The organism is Thiomonas sp. DCM-2 (assembly GCF_056820905.1).
Genome location: NZ_CM165962.1, coordinates 1,188,075 through 1,204,561 on the forward strand (window position 1 = coordinate 1,188,075; position 16,487 = coordinate 1,204,561).

Annotated in this window: 16 protein-coding genes; 5 read left to right on the top strand and 11 right to left on the bottom strand. The window is 65.7% G+C overall.

The genetic code is table 11. The annotated features are described in order from the left end of the window. From AC1ZQA_RS05755 to AC1ZQA_RS05770, 4 genes are all read right to left on the bottom strand, one after another. Positions 1–1,959, bottom strand: a complete 1,959-nt coding sequence (locus AC1ZQA_RS05755) for a DNA topoisomerase IV subunit B (protein WP_482678861.1) — start codon at positions 1,957–1,959, stop codon at positions 1–3. Between the two features lie 259 nt (positions 1,960–2,218). Continuing rightward, positions 2,219–2,719 carry a GlcG/HbpS family heme-binding protein gene (locus AC1ZQA_RS05760; protein ID WP_482678862.1) on the bottom strand — a complete coding sequence of 167 codons (501 nt, stop codon included), beginning with the start codon at positions 2,717–2,719 and terminating at the stop codon, positions 2,219–2,221. A 104-nt stretch (positions 2,720–2,823) separates the two neighbouring features. Continuing rightward, positions 2,824–3,630, bottom strand: a complete 807-nt coding sequence (locus AC1ZQA_RS05765; RefSeq protein WP_482678863.1) for a GDSL-type esterase/lipase family protein — start codon at positions 3,628–3,630, stop codon at positions 2,824–2,826. After that, on the bottom strand, positions 3,627–4,013 hold the full coding sequence (locus AC1ZQA_RS05770) for a hypothetical protein (RefSeq protein ID WP_482678864.1): 387 nt from the start codon (positions 4,011–4,013) through the stop codon (positions 3,627–3,629). The genes AC1ZQA_RS05765 and AC1ZQA_RS05770 overlap by 4 nt, the downstream gene beginning before the upstream one ends. 400 nt (positions 4,014–4,413) lie before the next feature. On the opposite strand from AC1ZQA_RS05770, the gene AC1ZQA_RS05775 reads away from it, so the two are divergent. After that, positions 4,414–6,681, top strand: coding sequence for a sensor domain-containing diguanylate cyclase (locus AC1ZQA_RS05775; protein WP_482678865.1), 2,268 nt, complete (start codon positions 4,414–4,416; stop codon positions 6,679–6,681). A 9-nt stretch (positions 6,682–6,690) separates the two neighbouring features. Here the strand turns inward: AC1ZQA_RS05775 and rsmI are convergent, their stop codons facing one another. Beyond that, entirely contained in the window at positions 6,691–7,590 is a 900-nt protein-coding gene (rsmI, locus tag AC1ZQA_RS05780) for a 16S rRNA (cytidine(1402)-2'-O)-methyltransferase (RefSeq protein WP_482678866.1), read from the bottom strand. On the opposite strand from rsmI, the gene AC1ZQA_RS05785 reads away from it, so the two are divergent. The 4 genes from AC1ZQA_RS05785 (at position 7,589) to ppa (ending at position 10,197) form a co-directional block, all read left to right on the top strand. After that, positions 7,589–7,960, top strand: coding sequence for a YraN family protein (locus AC1ZQA_RS05785; protein ID WP_482678867.1), 372 nt, complete (start codon positions 7,589–7,591; stop codon positions 7,958–7,960). The two genes, rsmI and AC1ZQA_RS05785, sit on opposite strands and share 2 nt — an antisense overlap. A 342-nt stretch (positions 7,961–8,302) precedes the next feature. Then, a complete protein-coding gene (locus AC1ZQA_RS05790; RefSeq protein WP_482678868.1) occupies positions 8,303–8,902 on the top strand; it encodes a phosphoheptose isomerase in 600 nt (199 codons plus the stop codon). A gap of 68 nt (positions 8,903–8,970) precedes the next feature. Continuing rightward, positions 8,971–9,618, top strand: a complete 648-nt coding sequence (locus AC1ZQA_RS05795; protein ID WP_482678869.1) for a BON domain-containing protein — start codon at positions 8,971–8,973, stop codon at positions 9,616–9,618. Positions 9,619–9,666: 48 nt separating this feature from the next. After that, positions 9,667–10,197, top strand: a complete 531-nt coding sequence (gene ppa / locus AC1ZQA_RS05800) for an inorganic diphosphatase (protein ID WP_482678870.1) — start codon at positions 9,667–9,669, stop codon at positions 10,195–10,197. 52 nt (positions 10,198–10,249) lie between these two features. Here ppa and AC1ZQA_RS05805 read toward each other — a convergent pair whose 3' ends face one another. The 6 genes from AC1ZQA_RS05805 to AC1ZQA_RS05830 all read right to left on the bottom strand — a co-directional run bounded on the left by AC1ZQA_RS05805 (position 10,250) and on the right by AC1ZQA_RS05830 (position 16,487). Then, a complete protein-coding gene (locus AC1ZQA_RS05805) occupies positions 10,250–10,642 on the bottom strand; it encodes a hypothetical protein (RefSeq protein WP_482678871.1) in 393 nt (130 codons plus the stop codon). Between the two features lie 50 nt (positions 10,643–10,692). Beyond that, positions 10,693–11,739 carry a lipopolysaccharide heptosyltransferase I gene (gene waaC / locus AC1ZQA_RS05810; protein WP_482678872.1) on the bottom strand — a complete coding sequence of 349 codons (1,047 nt, stop codon included), beginning with the start codon at positions 11,737–11,739 and terminating at the stop codon, positions 10,693–10,695. Beyond that, positions 11,736–12,635, bottom strand: coding sequence for a Kdo hydroxylase KdoO (gene kdoO, locus AC1ZQA_RS05815; protein WP_482678873.1), 900 nt, complete (start codon positions 12,633–12,635; stop codon positions 11,736–11,738). The genes waaC and kdoO overlap by 4 nt, the downstream gene beginning before the upstream one ends. 36 nt (positions 12,636–12,671) lie before the next feature. Next, positions 12,672–13,184 carry a TIGR00645 family protein gene (locus tag AC1ZQA_RS05820; RefSeq protein ID WP_482678874.1) on the bottom strand — a complete coding sequence of 171 codons (513 nt, stop codon included), beginning with the start codon at positions 13,182–13,184 and terminating at the stop codon, positions 12,672–12,674. Positions 13,185–13,231: 47 nt separating this feature from the next. Further along, positions 13,232–15,391, bottom strand: a complete 2,160-nt coding sequence (gene metG / locus AC1ZQA_RS05825) for a methionine--tRNA ligase (RefSeq protein WP_482678875.1) — start codon at positions 15,389–15,391, stop codon at positions 13,232–13,234. Positions 15,392–15,473: 82 nt separating this feature from the next. Beyond that, entirely contained in the window at positions 15,474–16,487 is a 1,014-nt protein-coding gene (locus AC1ZQA_RS05830; RefSeq protein ID WP_482679278.1) for an FUSC family protein, read from the bottom strand.

Consider the following 16,487-nt stretch of genomic DNA (forward strand, 5'->3'; position numbering starts at 1 on the left):
TCAAATATCCACTTCGACCTGGTCGCCGTATTCCTCCATCAGCCCGCGGCGGGCCTGGGCCTCGCCCTTGCCCATGAGCTGATGAAACAGCGCCTGCGCGTCATCGAGGCGCACACGGTACAGGCGGCGGGTGTCGGGGTTCAGGGTGGTGTCCCAGAGCTGCTCGGCGCTCATCTCGCCCAGACCCTTGAAGCGCGAGATCTGCCAGGCGCCGTCCTTCAGCCCGTCCTTGCGCAGCTTGTCCTGCGCGGCCTGCAGTTCGGCGTCGTCCAGCACGTAAATCTTCTGCGCCGGCTTCTTGCCGCGCGCCGGGGCGTCCAGGCGATAGAGCGGCGGTCGCGCCACGCAGACGTGGCCATGCTCGATCAGCTTGGGGAAGTGACGGAAGAACAGCGTGAGCAGCAGGACCTGGATATGCGAGCCGTCCACGTCGGCATCGCTGAGGATGCAGATCTTGCCGTAGCGCAGGTTCGACAGATCGGGCGTGTCGTCCTTGCCATGCGGATCGACGCCAATGGCGACGGCGATGTCGTGGATCTCGGTATTGGCAAACAGCCGGTCGGGTTCGATCTCCCAGGAATTGAGCACCTTGCCACGCAAGGGCAGCACCGCCTGGAATTCCTTGTCGCGGCCCATCTTGGCCGAGCCGCCGGCCGAGTCGCCTTCCACGAGAAACAGCTCGTTGCGCGACAGGTCGCGGCTTTCGCAGTCGGTCAGTTTACCCGGCAGCACGGCTACGCCCGAGCCTTTTTTCTTCTCCACCTTCTGCGCGGCGCGCAGGCGGCTCTGCGCCTGGCGGATGACCAGTTCGGCGAGTTTCCTGCCCTGATCGACATGGGCGCTCAACCAGAGTTCGAACACCGGGCGCACCGCCTGGCCGACCAGCCGCAGCGCGTCGCGGCTGTTGAGTTTTTCCTTGATCTGGCCCTGGAACTGCGGATCGAGCACCCGCGCCGACAGCACGAACGACGCGCGGGCGAACACGTCCTCGGGCAGCAGCTTCACCCCCTTGGGCTGCAGGCTGTGCAACTCGATGAAGCCCTTGACCGCCTGAAACAGCCCTTCGCGCAAACCGGCTTCGTGCGTGCCGCCCGCCGGGGTGGGGATGAGGTTGACATACGACTCGCGCAGGGCTGCGCCTTCCTCGGTGAAGGCCACGCACCAGGCGGCGCCTTCTCCCTCGGCGAAGCTCTCGCCATCGGCGGCGCTGGCGTAATGCTCGCCTTCGAACAGGTCGATGACCGGGTCGGTGGGCAGGCTGCCTTGCAGGTAGTCGCGCAGGCCACGGGCGTATTCCCAATGCGTGACTTCGCCGGACTTTTCCTGCAGCAGATCGACCTTGACCCCGGGCAGCAGCACCGCCTTGCTGCGCAGCAGATGGATCAGATCGCCCAGCGGCAACTGCGGGCTGTCGAAATAGCTGGCATCGGGCCAGACGCGCACCCGGGTGCCGCTTCTGCGGTCGTCGCGCGTGGCCTTGCGCACGGCAAGCGGCTGCACCACCTCGCCGCCGGCAAACGCGATGGTCGCCACCTGTCCATCGCGCCAGACCGTGACCTCCAGCCGCGCGGACAGCGCGTTGGTCACCGACACGCCCACGCCGTGCAGCCCGCCGGAAAAGCTGTATGCGCCACCCTGCAGCTTGTCGAACTTGCCGCCGGCGTGCAGCCGGGTGAACACCAGCTCGACCACCGGCGCGTTCTCCTCCGGGTGCAGGCCGAAGGGGATGCCGCGGCCGTCGTCCTCCACGCTGACGCTGCCGTCGGTGTGCAGCGTGACCGCGATATGCCGGCAGTAGCCGCCCAGCGCTTCGTCGGCGCTGTTGTCGATGACCTCCTGCACGATGTGCAGCGGGTTGTCGGTGCGGGTGTACATGCCCGGCCGCTGGCGTACGGGTTCCAGACCCTTGAGCACGCGGATGGACGATTCAGAATAGGCGGGAGGGCGGCGACTGGCCATTGCGGGTTGAGAGGGGAAGGGCGGTGAAGGTCAAAAACTATCCACAGGTTTGGCGGCGCTGCGAAGTTATCCCCAGAGGCTGGGGAAAATGTCACAGTGGCTTGCCGGAAACCCCTGATTTCATGCGGGTTGATCGGGGTGCCTAAAAAAAAGGCAGACCGTTGGCAGGGCAGAACAGCGCAGTAACACCTGCATGCCCGATGGTCCCGCCCGATTGTAGGCAGCGCGCTGGCGCCTTCCCGGCGCCTGGGGTGCGTGCTTACTGCATGTCCAGATCGGGCTGCACGGCGTCCAGCCCGGCCTGGGCGCATTCCTCGTCGATCTTGCCGTCCGGTGCACCGCTCACGCCCACGGCGCCGTACATGCGCCCACCGGCCTCGATCGGCACCGAGCCCGCGGTGAAGGCCAGGCCGTCGCCGAGCAGTGCCAGAGACGACGCAGCCTGCGGCCCCATTGCCGTGCCCTTGATGCCGAACATCGCGGCGGTGTAGGCCTTCTGCCGGCTGATGTCCAGCGACACCGGCGGCGCCAGGGTGTCGCGCAGCGTGGCCTGCACGATGCCATTGCGATCGACCACGGTGGCGCTGACCTGCAGGCCCTTGGCGCGGCAGGCCTTGATCGCGCCCTGGGCAATGCGCTCGGCGGTGTCGAGGGTCAGGCGGTGCACCGTCACGGTGAGGGGCTCGGCGGCCCGCGCCGGGGCTGCAAGCAGCGCGCCCAGGCAGAGCGCCGCAGACAGATGGGTCAAACGCATGGGCATGGTGGTCTCCTGCATGTGAAATTGCTCTGGTTGGAATGGGCAGGGGCGTGCGCGGGCAGTATGTCATGGATTGCTGCGCCTTGCGGCCGTGCAGGAGACGTCGATCAACCGGTGTGCATCAACTGCGCGACGATGGGCGCAATGGCTTCGGCGATGCGCTCCATGCCCTGCGCATCCGGGTGCAGCAGAACGGTCTGGTGCGCTGCGTGCCCTTCGAGGTAGAGCTGCGCATCGGGCTGGCCGTTCGCGCCCAGCAGCACATGGCCGACATCGACAAAGCGCACACGGGTGCTCTGTGCGTAGCGCTCCGCAAGGGCGGCGTTGATCTTGACGGTCTCGGCGCTGATCCATGCCGAGCGCCGACTCGGCAGCACGCCCAGCAGCAGCACCTGGGTGCGCGGCAGCAACTGATGCACCTTGTCCACCACCGCCTCGATGCCCGGCACGGTCAGGTGCGCACCCCAGTGCGGCCGGCCGAGGTTGTTGGCGCCGATCAGCAGAATCAGCACCCGCGGCGAGATGCCCTGCACCTGGCCGTGATCGAGCCGCCACAGCACGCTTGCCGTGGTGTCGCCGATGAAGCCGAGATTGAGTGGTCGGTAGCGACCGTACTCCCGCTGCCAGATGGGCTGGTAATCGGCCCAGGGCTGCGGCCCGCTGCGCTCCCAGTTCTGCGTGATGGAATCACCGAGCCAGACAAGTTCCGGCTGACTGTTGCGCACCTGCTGCAGCGAGGTCTCGAAGCGCTTGCGCCACCAGGGCAGATCCATCCGGCCAATGGGCACGGTGGCCAGATTGACCGCAGCGCGCACGTTTGCCGCAGCCCACCACGGACCGCACAGCAGCGCCCCGAGGGTGGCGTGCAGCAGCGCGCGGCGGCGGGTCGAGGGCGTGGGCCATGCAGGTCTCATCGAGCGTCCAGGACGGGTCGGGATGGAGGGACGTCTTCATCGATGGCGCTGGGCTGCGGATCGGCGTGCGCCAGTTGCGCCCATTGCGTGGCCCAGCTCGCGCTGAGGCGGATCGGCGGCGGGATGAGATCGTCGATGACCGTGGCGTGCCGCCCCAGCAGATCGCGCCAGACGCCGTCCGGGCCGCACTGCATTTCCACCCGGGCGCCCCCTCGGGACGAGCCGTGCCAGCCAATCAGACGCTGCGCCTGACCCTTGCTGTTGCGGTCCAGACGCAGCGCGAAGTGGTAGCCCTCCGTGGTCGTGCCGCGCAACTCGGCGCTGGCCGGGCAGGGGGATGCGGTTGGAGCCGTGGCCGGCTTGGGGCGAAACAGTTTGAACACGAAAGCGCGCAACGAGGAGTGGGAATGGGCAAATTATGCGCGCCGTGTGTCCTGCGGATTCTGTGAACAAGTTGTCACTTTCGCACAAACTCCAAGGCGATCGAACGCCTGACACTTCGGAAGCGTGACGGAATTCACGGACTTGTGTCGGCATGTTCGGGAGAATCTGCTCAAGCTCAATCGATCTGTGCGCCATGCCCCATGAATAATGCAGGTGATCAGATGTTTCCATCAAAAGAACAAATGTAAATTCGCCCGAGGCTGAAATGACATGCAAAAACTCGACGGTTCTGCCAGATCGCATGCTGCGCCAATTCGTTTGCCATTGTCTCCTCTCGTGCGGACTGCTTTTCTCTTGGCTCATGGACTGAACCGCGACTGAACCCTTCGGACTTCCGACATGCCCGCCTTCCCAACACGCCCCCTGCTTCGCTGGCTGCTCTGGTCAGCCGGGGTTGTGGCGTCTTACGTGCTGTTGGCGTGGGCGGTGCTCGGTGTGCGGTCGGGCGAGGTGGTGCTGTGGCCCTCGGCCGCAGTTGCTGCGTTTGCCATGCTCGCACGCGGGCCCAGCATGATTCCGGCCATTGTGCTGGCCTCCTGGTTGAGCGATCACCTCTTGCTGGGTTGGGGGCTGCAGGCCAGTTCCCTGATTGCGCTGGGAGATGTGCTGGGGCCGCTGCTGGGCCTGTGGGTGTTGCAGCGTCGCCCCGGTGGATGGCAGGGTTTCCAGGTGATGACCGATGGGGCCTGGTTCATCGGGGCCATGGGCATCCTGGCGGCGGCAGTGTCGGCCGTCGTTGGTGCCACAGCGGCGGCGTATTTCGGCTTTGGCAGTTCGCCGGCATCGAGCAATCTGGGGCTGCAATGGTGGATCACCGACATGACCAGCATCGTGGTGCTCACGCCGGTCGCGGAGCTGCTGCGCAGACAGAAGTGGTCGGCGTTGCGGTTGGCTCTGCACTGGGAGGCGATGCTGCTGCCGGTGCTCGCAATCGGCGGCACCCTGCTGGTGTATCTGCTGCCGACCGGGGAGAGCGCGCTGCCGATTGGCCTGGCCAGCCTGGTCATGCTGCCCCTGCTGTGGACGGCGCTGCGCCTGCCGCTGGTGGTGACCGCGGCGCTGATGGCGGCAATCAGTGTGCTCATCGTCACGGCAACCCTGCTGCAGCACGGTCCGATGTACAGCATGGTGGGAGCCGACCGGTTCATGGCCATGCAGATCATTCTGCTGGCCCTGTCCAGCGCGCTGCTGCTGGCCGGGCTGATGGCCAACGAGCGCACGCTGGCGCTCAAGCAGGTGCGTGACATCAATGCCACGCTGGAGAAGAAGGTCAGCCGCCGCACCGCTGCGCTGCAGATTGCGCAGGCCACGACGCATGCGCAGCTGCGCTTTCAGGAGTCGCTGCTCAACGCGCTGCCCAACCCCGTGGCGTTCAGCGATCCGCAAGGCAGGTTCACGCGGGTGAACACGGCGTTCAATCTGCTGGTGGCGCTGGGCAGCCCCGAAATTCACGGGCGCACCGGCTCGCAGATCCTCGGCCCCTCGCTGGGACGCATCTGGGAGGAGATGGACAGCGAACTGCTCAGCGGCAGTCTGCAGGTGACGCGCGAGGCCACCTATCTGCATCCCGATCACGATCCGACCGTCTGGATTCTGAACAAGGCGCTGGTGCGCGACGCGGTGAGCCGCCAGATTGTCGGTGTGGTCACCAGCATGCAGGACATCACCGCGATCAAGCAGTTGCAGCAGCAACTCAGCGAGGACGAGCAGCGCTTTCGCTTTCTCGCGGAAGAGTCGCCGGTGCCCCTGGTCATCACCCGCATGGGTGATGCTGCGCTGCTGTTCTCCAACAAGGCTGCAGACGATCTGTTTCGCGCCACCTACAGCCAGAACGCCGGCCTGTCGATGCGTCAGGTCTGGGCCGATCCGGCTGACCGCGACAGGCTGGTGACCCGGCTGCAGCGCGAGGGCGGCGTGGTGCGCGGGCTGGAGGCCAAGTTCCGGCGCTTCGACGGCAGCGAGGTCTGGCTGTTGCTGTCGGTCACCCGCGGACGCTACCGCGACGACGACGCGCTGATCTTCGCGTTCAAGGACATCACCGAGGCCAAGGAGCGCGAAGCCGAGCTGCGCAACCTGGCCTACACCGATGTGCTGACCGGCATTCCGAACCGGCGCTATTTCCTTGCGCGCGCCGCGCTGGAACTGCGCAAGGCGCAGCGCGAAGGCAGCCCGTTTGCGGTGCTTGCACTGGATATCGACCGCTTCAAGCAGATCAACGACACCCTCGGGCACCAGGGTGGCGATGCGGTGATCCGCTGCTTTGCCCAGACCTGCATGCAGCAGCTGCGCGGCCAGGACATCTGCGGGCGACTGGGCGGCGACGAGTTTGCCATTCTGCTGCCGCAGACCACGCGGCAAGTGGCGTTCGACGTGGCGCAACGCCTGCGCCTGAGCTTTCAGGAGGCGAGCTGCCTGCCCGTGGCGCCCAGGGCAGACATGCATCTCACCCTGACGGCGAGCATCGGTATCGCCGAGTTCCTGCCCACGGCCTCCATCGTGGACGTGGACGAGCTGCTCGATCGCGCGGATCAGGCGCTGTACCGCGCCAAGCAGGCCGGGCGCAACCGGGTGGAACTCTGGACGGGCGAGTTTCCGCGCGCGGTTTGAGCCTGACGCTCAATCTGCCGCCGCGTCCTTGTGGTCGAGCAGCCAGCGGTACAGCACATCGCGCTTCAGCCCGGTGAGGTCGGCGGCAACGGCTGCAGCGCGTGAGGCCGGCAGCTCCTGCGCCAGTCTCTGCAGCAATGTCAACGCCTGGGCATCCAGTGACGCCTGGGCCTGCCGGGGTTGCAGCAGCAACACGAATTCTCCCTGGGCGCGTTTCGGATCGGCGTCCAGCCAGGCAAGCGCAGCTTGCGCGGTGCCGGGTAACACGGTCTCGAACTGCTTGCTCAATTCCTTGGCCAGCACCAGATGCGCCAGCGGATCGAGGTCCTGCAGGGCGCGCAGGCAGGCGTGAATGCGGTGCGGCGCTTCAAAAAACACGGTCACCCGCGGACTGAGCAACGCAGCCTGCAGAAAGGCGCGCAGTGCTGCGGCTTTCTCGGGCGCAAACCCCGCGAAGCAATAGCCGGCCTGCAGATCCAGCCCGCTGGCGCTGAGCGCAGTCGGCACGGCGCTGGCACCGGGGATGGGCATCACCCGCAGGTTGGCGGCATGCATGGCCGCGGCAATGCGGCTGCCCGGATCGCTGATTCCCGGCGTGCCCGCGTCGCTGAGAAACGCCACGCGCTCGCCCGCAGCCACTGCTGCAACGATGTGCTCCGCCGCCTGCGCCTCGCGGTGCCGGTCGCAGCGCAGCGCAGGTTTTTGCAGGCCGTAGGCAGCCAGCAGCCGCTGCGCCACCCGCGTGTCCTCGGCAGCAATGCGGTCGGCATGGTGCAGTACGGCCAGGGCGCGCAGGCTGATGTCCGCCAGATTTCCGATGGGCGTGGCCACCATGTAGAGCGCGGGAGGAAAATCCTGCTGGGCGCAATGGTCCAGCGCGGCTTGAGTGAAGGAGGGCAGGGTGGGCATGATGCAGTTGTGGCGACAGCGCGCGGCGCGCCGTCTGGGGCAATCGGCAGAGGATCAGGCCTGCGCCGAATTGCTGGAGCGCGGAATGCAACTGATCGAGCGCAATTATCGGGTGCGCGGCGGCGAGATCGACCTCATCCTGCGAGCGCCGGACGGCACACTGGTGTTCGTGGAGGTGCGCGCCCGCAGCCACGACGGGTTTGGCGGCGCTGCGGGCAGCATCGGTGCGCGCAAGCGCGCGCGCATCATCCTGGCGGCGCGGCACTATCTGGCGCGCCTGCCCGAAGAGCCCGCCTGCCGTTTCGACGTGGTCACGCTGGACGCCGGCCGGCTGCAGTGGCTGCCCGGCGCGTTTGCCGCAGAGGGCTGAAGTCGGTGGGCTTGTACAGTCAATCGTCCCTCGGGGCCGACTAGGGCCTGTTCACGCGATTGGTGCACCCGCGTTGCCCCCAGGCGGGGATGGATGCAAGGCGGAGGCCAGGGGCAAGGCTGGACGCCTTGCCCCTGGCTGACAACGCCGCAGACGCCCCGCCTGGGGGCAACCCTGCGGGCCGGGGGTCTGGGCGGCGCACTGCCACGTTGCAGTCCGCTTGTGGTGCAACACACCACGGCGCGGCCTGCGCCTCGCATTGCATCCGCCCAGACCCCTGGCGCGGGTGTACCAATCGCGTGAACAGGCCCTAACATGACCGCTTTGCACCTCTGACACATCATGCTCGAACAGCGGATCCAGCAGCATTTTTTCGACAGCGCCGATCTGAAATATCAGGCGGCGGAGGTCTTGACCGGGCCGATCGCGCGCGCGGTCGATCTGCTTGCCACCGCAGTGTCCAATGGTCACAAGATCCTGATCTGCGGCAACGGTGGCTCGGCTGCCGACAGCCAGCATCTGGCTGCCGAACTGGTGGGCCGCTTCGAGCGCGAGCGCCCGGAGCTTGCCGCCATCGCCCTGACCACCGACACGTCCACCCTCACCGCGGTTGCCAACGACTATGGTTTCGACCATGTGTTCGCCAAGCAGGTGCGTGCGCTCGGGCTGCCCGGTGACGTGCTGGTGGCGTTCAGTACCAGCGGCAATTCTTCAAGCATTGTCGAAGCCGTGCGTGCTGCGCAATCGCGCGAGATGATCGTGCTGGCGCTGACCGGGCGCACCGGCGGGCGGGTGGCAGGTCTGCTGCGCGATGCCGACGTGCACATAGCCGTACCCAACGACCGCACCGCGCGCATCCAGGAGGTGCATCTGCTGACCCTGCACTGTCTTTGCGATGGCTTAGACTGGGTCTTGATGGGTGAACCGGAGTCCACGGAATGACACAGTTGAATGCACACAATCCTTCCCGATCTGTTCCTGCTGCAGCCGCGCCGCGCAGAGGGCGCGGCATGTGGCGTGCGGCGAGTCTGCTGGCCGTCGTGCTCGCGGCCACGCAGTTGCAGGGATGTTTCGTCCTCGGCCTGGGCGCGGTGGGCACGACCGCGTACGTGGCCACCGACCGGCGCACGGCGGGCTCGATCCTCGAGGACAACACGATTCAACTCAAGGCAGACAACCGCATCAGCACGGCGCTGGGTGGATACTCCAATGTCCGCGCCGTGAGCTACAACCAGCAGGTGCTGCTGGTGGGGCAGGTGCCGACCGAGGCCGACAAGCTCAAGGCCGCAGAAGTTGTACAGGGCGTGCCCAATGTCAAGGCGGTGCTCAATGAGATCGATGTCGGGCCGGTGGCCGATCTGAACCGCAGCGCCACCGATACCCTCATCACCACCAAGGTGCGCGCCCGTCTGATCGACGCGCACGATATTTTCGGCAACGCCTTCAAGGTCACCACGTCGAACAGCGTGGTCTACCTGATGGGCATCGTCACCCAGCGCGAGGCGGACCGCGCCGTGGAGATTGCGCGCAGCACGACTGGCGTGTCCAAGGTCGTGACCATGTTCAACATCATCAGCGAGCAGCAGTTGCAGCAGATCGAAAACCCGCAGAAGACCAACGCGCCGCCACCCGAACCGCGCGGCAACAATCCTGCCTGATCGCCCCTTCCACCCATTTCCCCATTCCCAACTTCGAGAGGACTGTGTATGAGTTTGCGTGACGTTCCCGCTGGCAAGAGCCTGCCCGATGATTTCAACGTGGTCATCGAAATTCCCGCCCATGCCCCGCCGGTGAAGTATGAGGTGGACAAGGCCAGCGGCGCCTTGTTCGTCGACCGCTTCATGTCCACCGCGATGCACTATCCGTGCAACTACGGCTACATCCCGCAGACCCTGTCGGAAGATGGCGACCCGGTGGACGTGCTGGTGGTCACCACCATTCCCCTGGTGCATGGCTGTGTGGTGCGCTGCCGCCCCATCGGCATGCTGCGCATGACCGATGAGGCCGGCGTGGACGCCAAGCTGATCGCCGTGCCGGTGGACAAGCTGCTGCCGCAATACCGCAACATCCACAAACCCGAAGAACTGCCCGCCGAACTGCTGGGGCAGATCGAGCATTTCTTCAACCATTACAAAGACCTCGAGGCGGGCAAATGGGTGAAGACCGAGGGCTGGGCCGGCGTGGACGCCGCCCGCGCAGAAATCACCGCCAGCGCAGCGCGCTACGCCGCCAAGTAAGTCCGCTGTCAACAAAAAAGGCCGCCAGATGGCGGCCTTTTTTGCTGCGCGCCTATTTTGTGCCGGGCGTGTTCAGCACAGCCCAATCCACAGGGTGGGCAAAATACTGCACACTGCCCTTGCCGTCCTCCTGCCAGGCGCCTTTGTGGTCCTCAAAGCCACGCGCCGTGGAGATGCGCAGGGCGTTGAGATGTCCGGCCATGGTCAGCTCGGGGCCGTGCAGGCGCAGATCCGTGGGGCTTTGCTCGCTGGGACGCACGATGGCAATATGCCCCGATCGCCTCGGGTCGGGATTGGCCCAGACCGCGAGCACAAACTGGCCCTGATTCGCCAAGGACTGTGCCTGCTGCATGTCGACAGCCACCCAACCCTCCCGCTTGCCGATGCTGCCGAGCCAATGGACCTGCGGCGTGGTGAAGGCAGGAATGCGGCGTGTGTTGTGCATGTTCGGGGTGCGACTGGAGCGTGCGTGCGCGGGGTTTGACCCGCCGGGGTTCATGCGGCTGCGACGACAGCACCGCGTTGAAGTTCTGGATGCAATTGCTGCGCAGCTTGCCAGGCGGCATCGACGCTGGGCGTCACGCCGTCTCCGCCGAGGGTGCGTGCCAGATCGGGGGAAGTCGGGGTGAACAGTTCCGGCCCGGTGCTGACGAACAGTCCGACTACGGGGCGGCGCAGCGCGGCGGCCAGATGGGTGAAACCGGTATCGACACCGATGACCAGACTGCTCTGCGCGATGACCGGCAGCATGTCGAGCAGGCTGCGACGGTCGAGCAAGTGTGCGGCTTCCCCGGGCAGGCGGGCGATGATGGCTTGCGCGCGCTCGCGCTCCTGCGCGTTGCCCCAGGTCAACTGCAGTTGCATGCCGCCCTCCACCAGTCTTGCAGCGATCTGCTGCCAGTGCTCCAGCGGCCAGAGCTTTTCGGGCTTGGACGCACCATGGGCAAGAAACACGGTGGCCGTCGCTGCGGGCATGTGGGGGAAGCGCCGATCCATGGCGTAGTCCACCGGGCGCGTGGGATCGGTGTCGAGCACCGCCTGGGCAAACACCCGCCGTCCCGCGGTGCCGTGGACCCCGGCGGGACGGGCGAAGTGCAGGTGATAGGCTTGTGCCGCCAGCGGTTCGCCGCCACAGTCTTGCGCCCGGTAACCCACCCGCAGCGGGCTGCGCGCCAGGCGGGAAACCAAGGCGCTCTTGAGCACGCTGTGCGGATCCCACACCAGATCGTAGGGTTCGGTACGCAGGGCGCTGACGACCGACCACAGCGCGCGCAGCCCGGCGATGCTGCGCTGCTGCTGGGCGAACTTGAGCGGCAGCGCAAACACCCGGCGCACAGCGGGATGCAGACGCGGAATGTCGGCGAAGCGCGCGTCCACCGCCCAATCGATGGCGATGCCGGGCCAGCGCGCCGCAATGTCGGACACGGCCGGCAGGGTCTGCACCTGATCGCCCATGGCGGAAATCTGGACCAGCAGGATGCGGCGCGGCGCGGCCGGCAGGCCGTTCTGTCCCCACTGCAGCGGCAGGGCGAGACGCGTCATGCGGCGGGCAGCAGGGCCTTGCCGAGCATGTCTTCCAGCGCCCTGAGCGGTGCGGTGTGGGGATAGAGCTGATGCGCGGGCTCGAGGTAGAAGGTCTGCTCCATCATGTATTGCCCGCTCATCACGGCGTGCAGCACCTGATCGGAAAACACGACCCAGGTGGTTCCGGGAGCGAAATCCACGTCGCGCTGCGGCCCGTCCTTCTGATAGGCCAGATCGGCCTTCATCTTGTCATGCAGTTGCAGCATGTAGTGGTCGTACGCCGTGCGCTGCGATTTGGTGATTTTCAGTGCACGCATCACCGCTGCGGAGCCAGGAACGGGCGGTGTGAGCCGTGGCGCGAAACGCTGCAGAAAATCGGGGAAGGGCTCGCCCACACGCCATTTGCGCGGCGCGCCAGCCGGGTTGAGGTTGGTGAACACGCGCAGCAGCCGCACCCCGTGCACCGGATTGGACGGAAAGGCATCGACATGCAGCCGGGTGTCGTCCTTGCGCCAGCTGGTGTCGCGGCCTTCGACCTGCATCGGACGATACGAGGCCTTGGCTGCACGCAGCTTGCCGCAGTAGTGCGGAAACAGCCGCTCGACCAGATGTTGCGCCTGATTGGAAAAGCGTTGGATCATGTCGCGCAGTTCGCTCTGGTCTTGTGCAGTGCCGCTGGCACCGCGGATGCTGCCGTCGTCGCGCAGGCTGATGTTCTTGGCCTTGCCGTCGCTGATCGCGGGAGTGAGAAAGCGCTGTTCCTGCGCGGACAAGGCAAACGCCAGATGGGGAAAGCACAGCACATGCCCGCCTTCGAGCAGATGCTCCACATGGGTGGTCGGCGCGCGCTCCGTGGGGACAGCGCTCCAGTCGGTGTCGGGGAAATTGCGGACGATATCGTCGAGAGCGGCCATGGGGGTTCTCCTGCGAAAAGGGTCAGCCTACCCCGCTCAGTGGCTGTCTGCCTTGATGCCAGACAGTCTGTCCATCAGCGCAAACATCACGCCGGAGAACACCAGCACGAGGTGGATACTGATGGCCCACAGCATGTCGTCGCGATTGGCCTCGCGCACATTGATGAAGTACTTGAGCAATTCCACGCCGGAAATGGCCACGATGGAGCCGATGAGCTTGAGCTTGAGGTCGGAAAACGTGACATGGCCCATCCAGCCCGGGCGATCTTCGCTGTCGCCTGTGTTGATCTTGGAGACGAAGTTCTCGTAGCCGGCAAAGATGATGATCAGCAGGAGATTGGACACCAGTGCGATGTCCACCAGCGACAGGATGGCCAGCATGGCTTCGCCGCCCGTGCCCGAAAACACCACGGACACCGCACCGACGAAGGTTTTGACAAACTTCACCAGCAGCAAAAGGATGCCCAGCACCAGTCCGAGGTAGAACGGCGCCAGCAGCCAGCGGCTGCTGAAAATCAGAAATTCCAAAGCATGTTCAACACGTTTCATGGCGATCGGGGCATGGGTCAAGGGAGCGCGATGGTGTCGCGGACAAATCAACGCACCCGCATGCCGGGCTGGGCACCGGCGTGGGGTTCGAGGATGTAGAGGCCGGGCTGGGCCTTTTCGTCTGCGCTGCTGGCGGCCAGCACCATGCCTTCGCTGAGGCCGAATTTCATTTTGCGTGGCGCGAGGTTGGCCACCAGCACGGTGAGCTTGCCGATCAGATCCTCGGGCTTGTAGGCGCTGGAAATGCCCGAGAACACATTGCGGGTGCGTGGCTGGCCGTCGGGCGTGGTTTCGCCCACGTCGAGGGTCAGGCGCAGCAGCTTGGTGGAACCTTCCACGGCTTCGGCATGCTGGATGCGGGCAATGCGCAGGTCGATCTTGGCGAAATCGTCGATGCTGATGAAGGCCTCTTGCCCGGTGGGTTCTGTTGCAGGGGACATGGGTTTGCCGTTGGCCGTGGCGGCAGCCGGGCTGGCTGGCGCGGTGGAGGGAGAGTCGACCTCGAACAACCGGTCGAGGAGCTTGGGGTCGATGCGCTGCATCAGATGCTGGTAAGGGGCGACATGCTGCGGCAGCTCGGCGGCGTCAAGCCAGAGGAAATCACGGTCGAGGCCAAACAGCTCGCGCGCCACGCGGGCCGTGACTGCAGGCAGCACCGGTGTGAGCATGATCGACAGCAGCCAGAACCCGGCCAGCGCGCGCGAGCAGGCGTCCTGCAGTTCGGCGCGGCGAGACGCATCCTTGGCGGCAATCCAGGGCTGGGCGGCGTCGAACGCGGTGTTGATCTGGTCGGCGTAGGCCATGATCTCGCGCAGTGCGCGGGCGTATTCGCGCGCCTCGAAGTCTGCGGCGACGTCGTCGGCCAAGGCGCGGGCGGCGTCGCGCAAGGGGGCGGTCGGTTCGGTGTAGCCCAGCTTGCCGTCGAAGTATTGGCTGATGAACTTGGCGGCGCGGCTGGCGATGTTGACATACTTGCCAATGAGGTCACTGTTGACTCGGGCAACGAAGTCTTCCGGGGTGAAATCCACGTCTTCCACCCGCGCCGACAGCTTGGCGGCGAGGTAGTAGCGCAGCCACTCGGGGTTGAGGCCGAGGTCGAGATATTTCAGCGGCGAGATGCCGGTGCCACGGCTCTTGCTCATTTTCTCGCCGCCCACGGTGACAAAGCCGTGGACGTTGATCTGGCTCGGGGTCTTGCGGCCGGAGAAGTGCAGGGTGGCAGGCCAGAACAGGGTGTGGAAGTAGACGATGTCCTTGCCGATGAAGTGCACCTGTTCCACCTGCGGATCGGCGACGAAGGCATCGAAACTCTGCGTGGTGCGCGACGGCACGTGCCAGTGCTGCGCGGCCTGGCCTTTGTCGAAGTGGTTTTTCAGACTGGCGAGATAGCCGATCGGCGCGTCGAGCCAGACGTAGAAATATTTGCCGGGGGCATCCGGAATCTCGATGCCGAAGTAGGGCGCGTCGCGCGAAATGTCCCAGTCGGCCAGGCCGCCGTGACCGTTTTCGTCGGTGGTGAACCACTCGCGCACCTTGTTGAGCACCTCGGTCTGCAGATGGGGCTGGCCGTGGGCATTGCTGGCCTGCGTCCAGTCGCGCAGAAATTCGGCGCAGCGGTCGGACGAGAGCTGGAAGAAATAATGCTCGCTCTTGCGCAGCTCGGGGGTGGCACCGGACAGCGCGGAGTAAGGATGCTTCAGTTCGGTGGGGGCATAGACCGCGCCGCAGACTTCGCAGGCGTCGCCGAACTGGTCTGCCGCGCCGCATTTTGGGCACTGGCCCTTGATGTAGCGGTCGGGCAGGAACATGCCCTTGACCGGATCGAAGAACTGCTCGATCTCGCGCACCGCGATCAGGCCGTTCTTGCGCAGTGCGCGGTAGATGTCCTGTGCCAGCTGATGATTTTCCGGGCCGTCGGTGTTGTGCCAGTTGTCGAAGCGGATGTGAAAGCCGTCGAGGTATTGCCGGCGCCCGGCGGCGATGTCGGCGACGAATTGCTGGGGCGTCTTGCCAGCCTTTTCGGCGGCGATCATGATCGGCGCGCCATGCGCGTCGTCCGCGCCGACGAAATGCACCTCGTTGCCCTGCATGCGCTGGAACCGCACCCAGATGTCGGCCTGGATGTATTCCATGATGTGGCCGATGTGGAACGGGCCATTGGCGTAGGGCAGTGCGGTGGTGACGAACAGACGGCGCTTGGAAGTCATGGTGAGCGAAAAGGGAGTGGCACGGCAGAAAGAGGAGACGAACTTGCCCGCGAGAGCGGACACTGCCGGGCAGACTGGCATTTTAGGTGCCCGCGGGCGACAGGAGCTGCCGCGACAGGCGGGCCATGGTGCGTGCCTCGGCCTCGACCTCGCGCAGGCGACGCTCGACCGGATTGTCCACCGGACCGGTCGGGGCTGCATCGGCGCAGGCCAGGTTGCTGCCCGGGGTCAGACAGTGCGCGATCCGGTCGAGCGTGATGCGCAGCCGTTCGCGTTCCGGCGCAGGGAGCACGCGGTCGCCGCGCTGCGCCCGCAACACGCGCAGGGTGGCCAGGTGGGCGCTGAACACGTCGCTGTGGGCAATGAAATCAGCAAGTTCGCGCCGCATGCGCTGATGCTGACGCGGCTCTTCCAGCATGCGCGCGTGCAGTCCGCCCACGGCGGCGAGGGTGTCCTGAATGCGCTTGCGCTCGCGCCGGTAGTTCAGATCGCTGACCTGTTGCGGGTCGAGCACGGCCTTGGCGTAGCCCAGCGCGGCGCGCTGCAGGGCATCCACCTGGCGGCGCAGATCGTTGGCTTCCCAGCGGGGCAGCACGTAGCTGAAGGCCCAGGCCAGCGCGGCGCCGAGCAGGGTGTCCTGCAGACGCAGCGTCACCAAAAACTGGCTCCCCGGCTCCAGCAGGGCCACCAGCAACAGGGCATTGACACTGGCGAACAGCGCGGTGAAACGGTAGTTGAGGGTGATGAAGGTGCGTGCCAGGGCCAGGGAGACAAACACGCACAGGGCCATCACCGTGAGGGACGGATGCAGGCTCAGCAGCGCTGCCACCATGGCGCAGCCCAGCAGTGTGCCCAGGACCCGGTCCTTGATGCGCTGGCGGGTGACGCTGTAGTTGGGCCGGAGAATGACGCCAATGGTCAGCAGCACCCAATAGTCATGCGGGTGGTAGGGCAGGGCGCGCAGCAGCAGTTCGCCTGCCAGCATGGCCAGCGCCAGGCGAATGGCATAGCGCAGGATGGGCGATTCCCAGTGGATCGACCGCCACAGCGTTTTCGGGTCGTAGTGCAGCGGGCTGAGGAAGGCCTGCAGATCCAT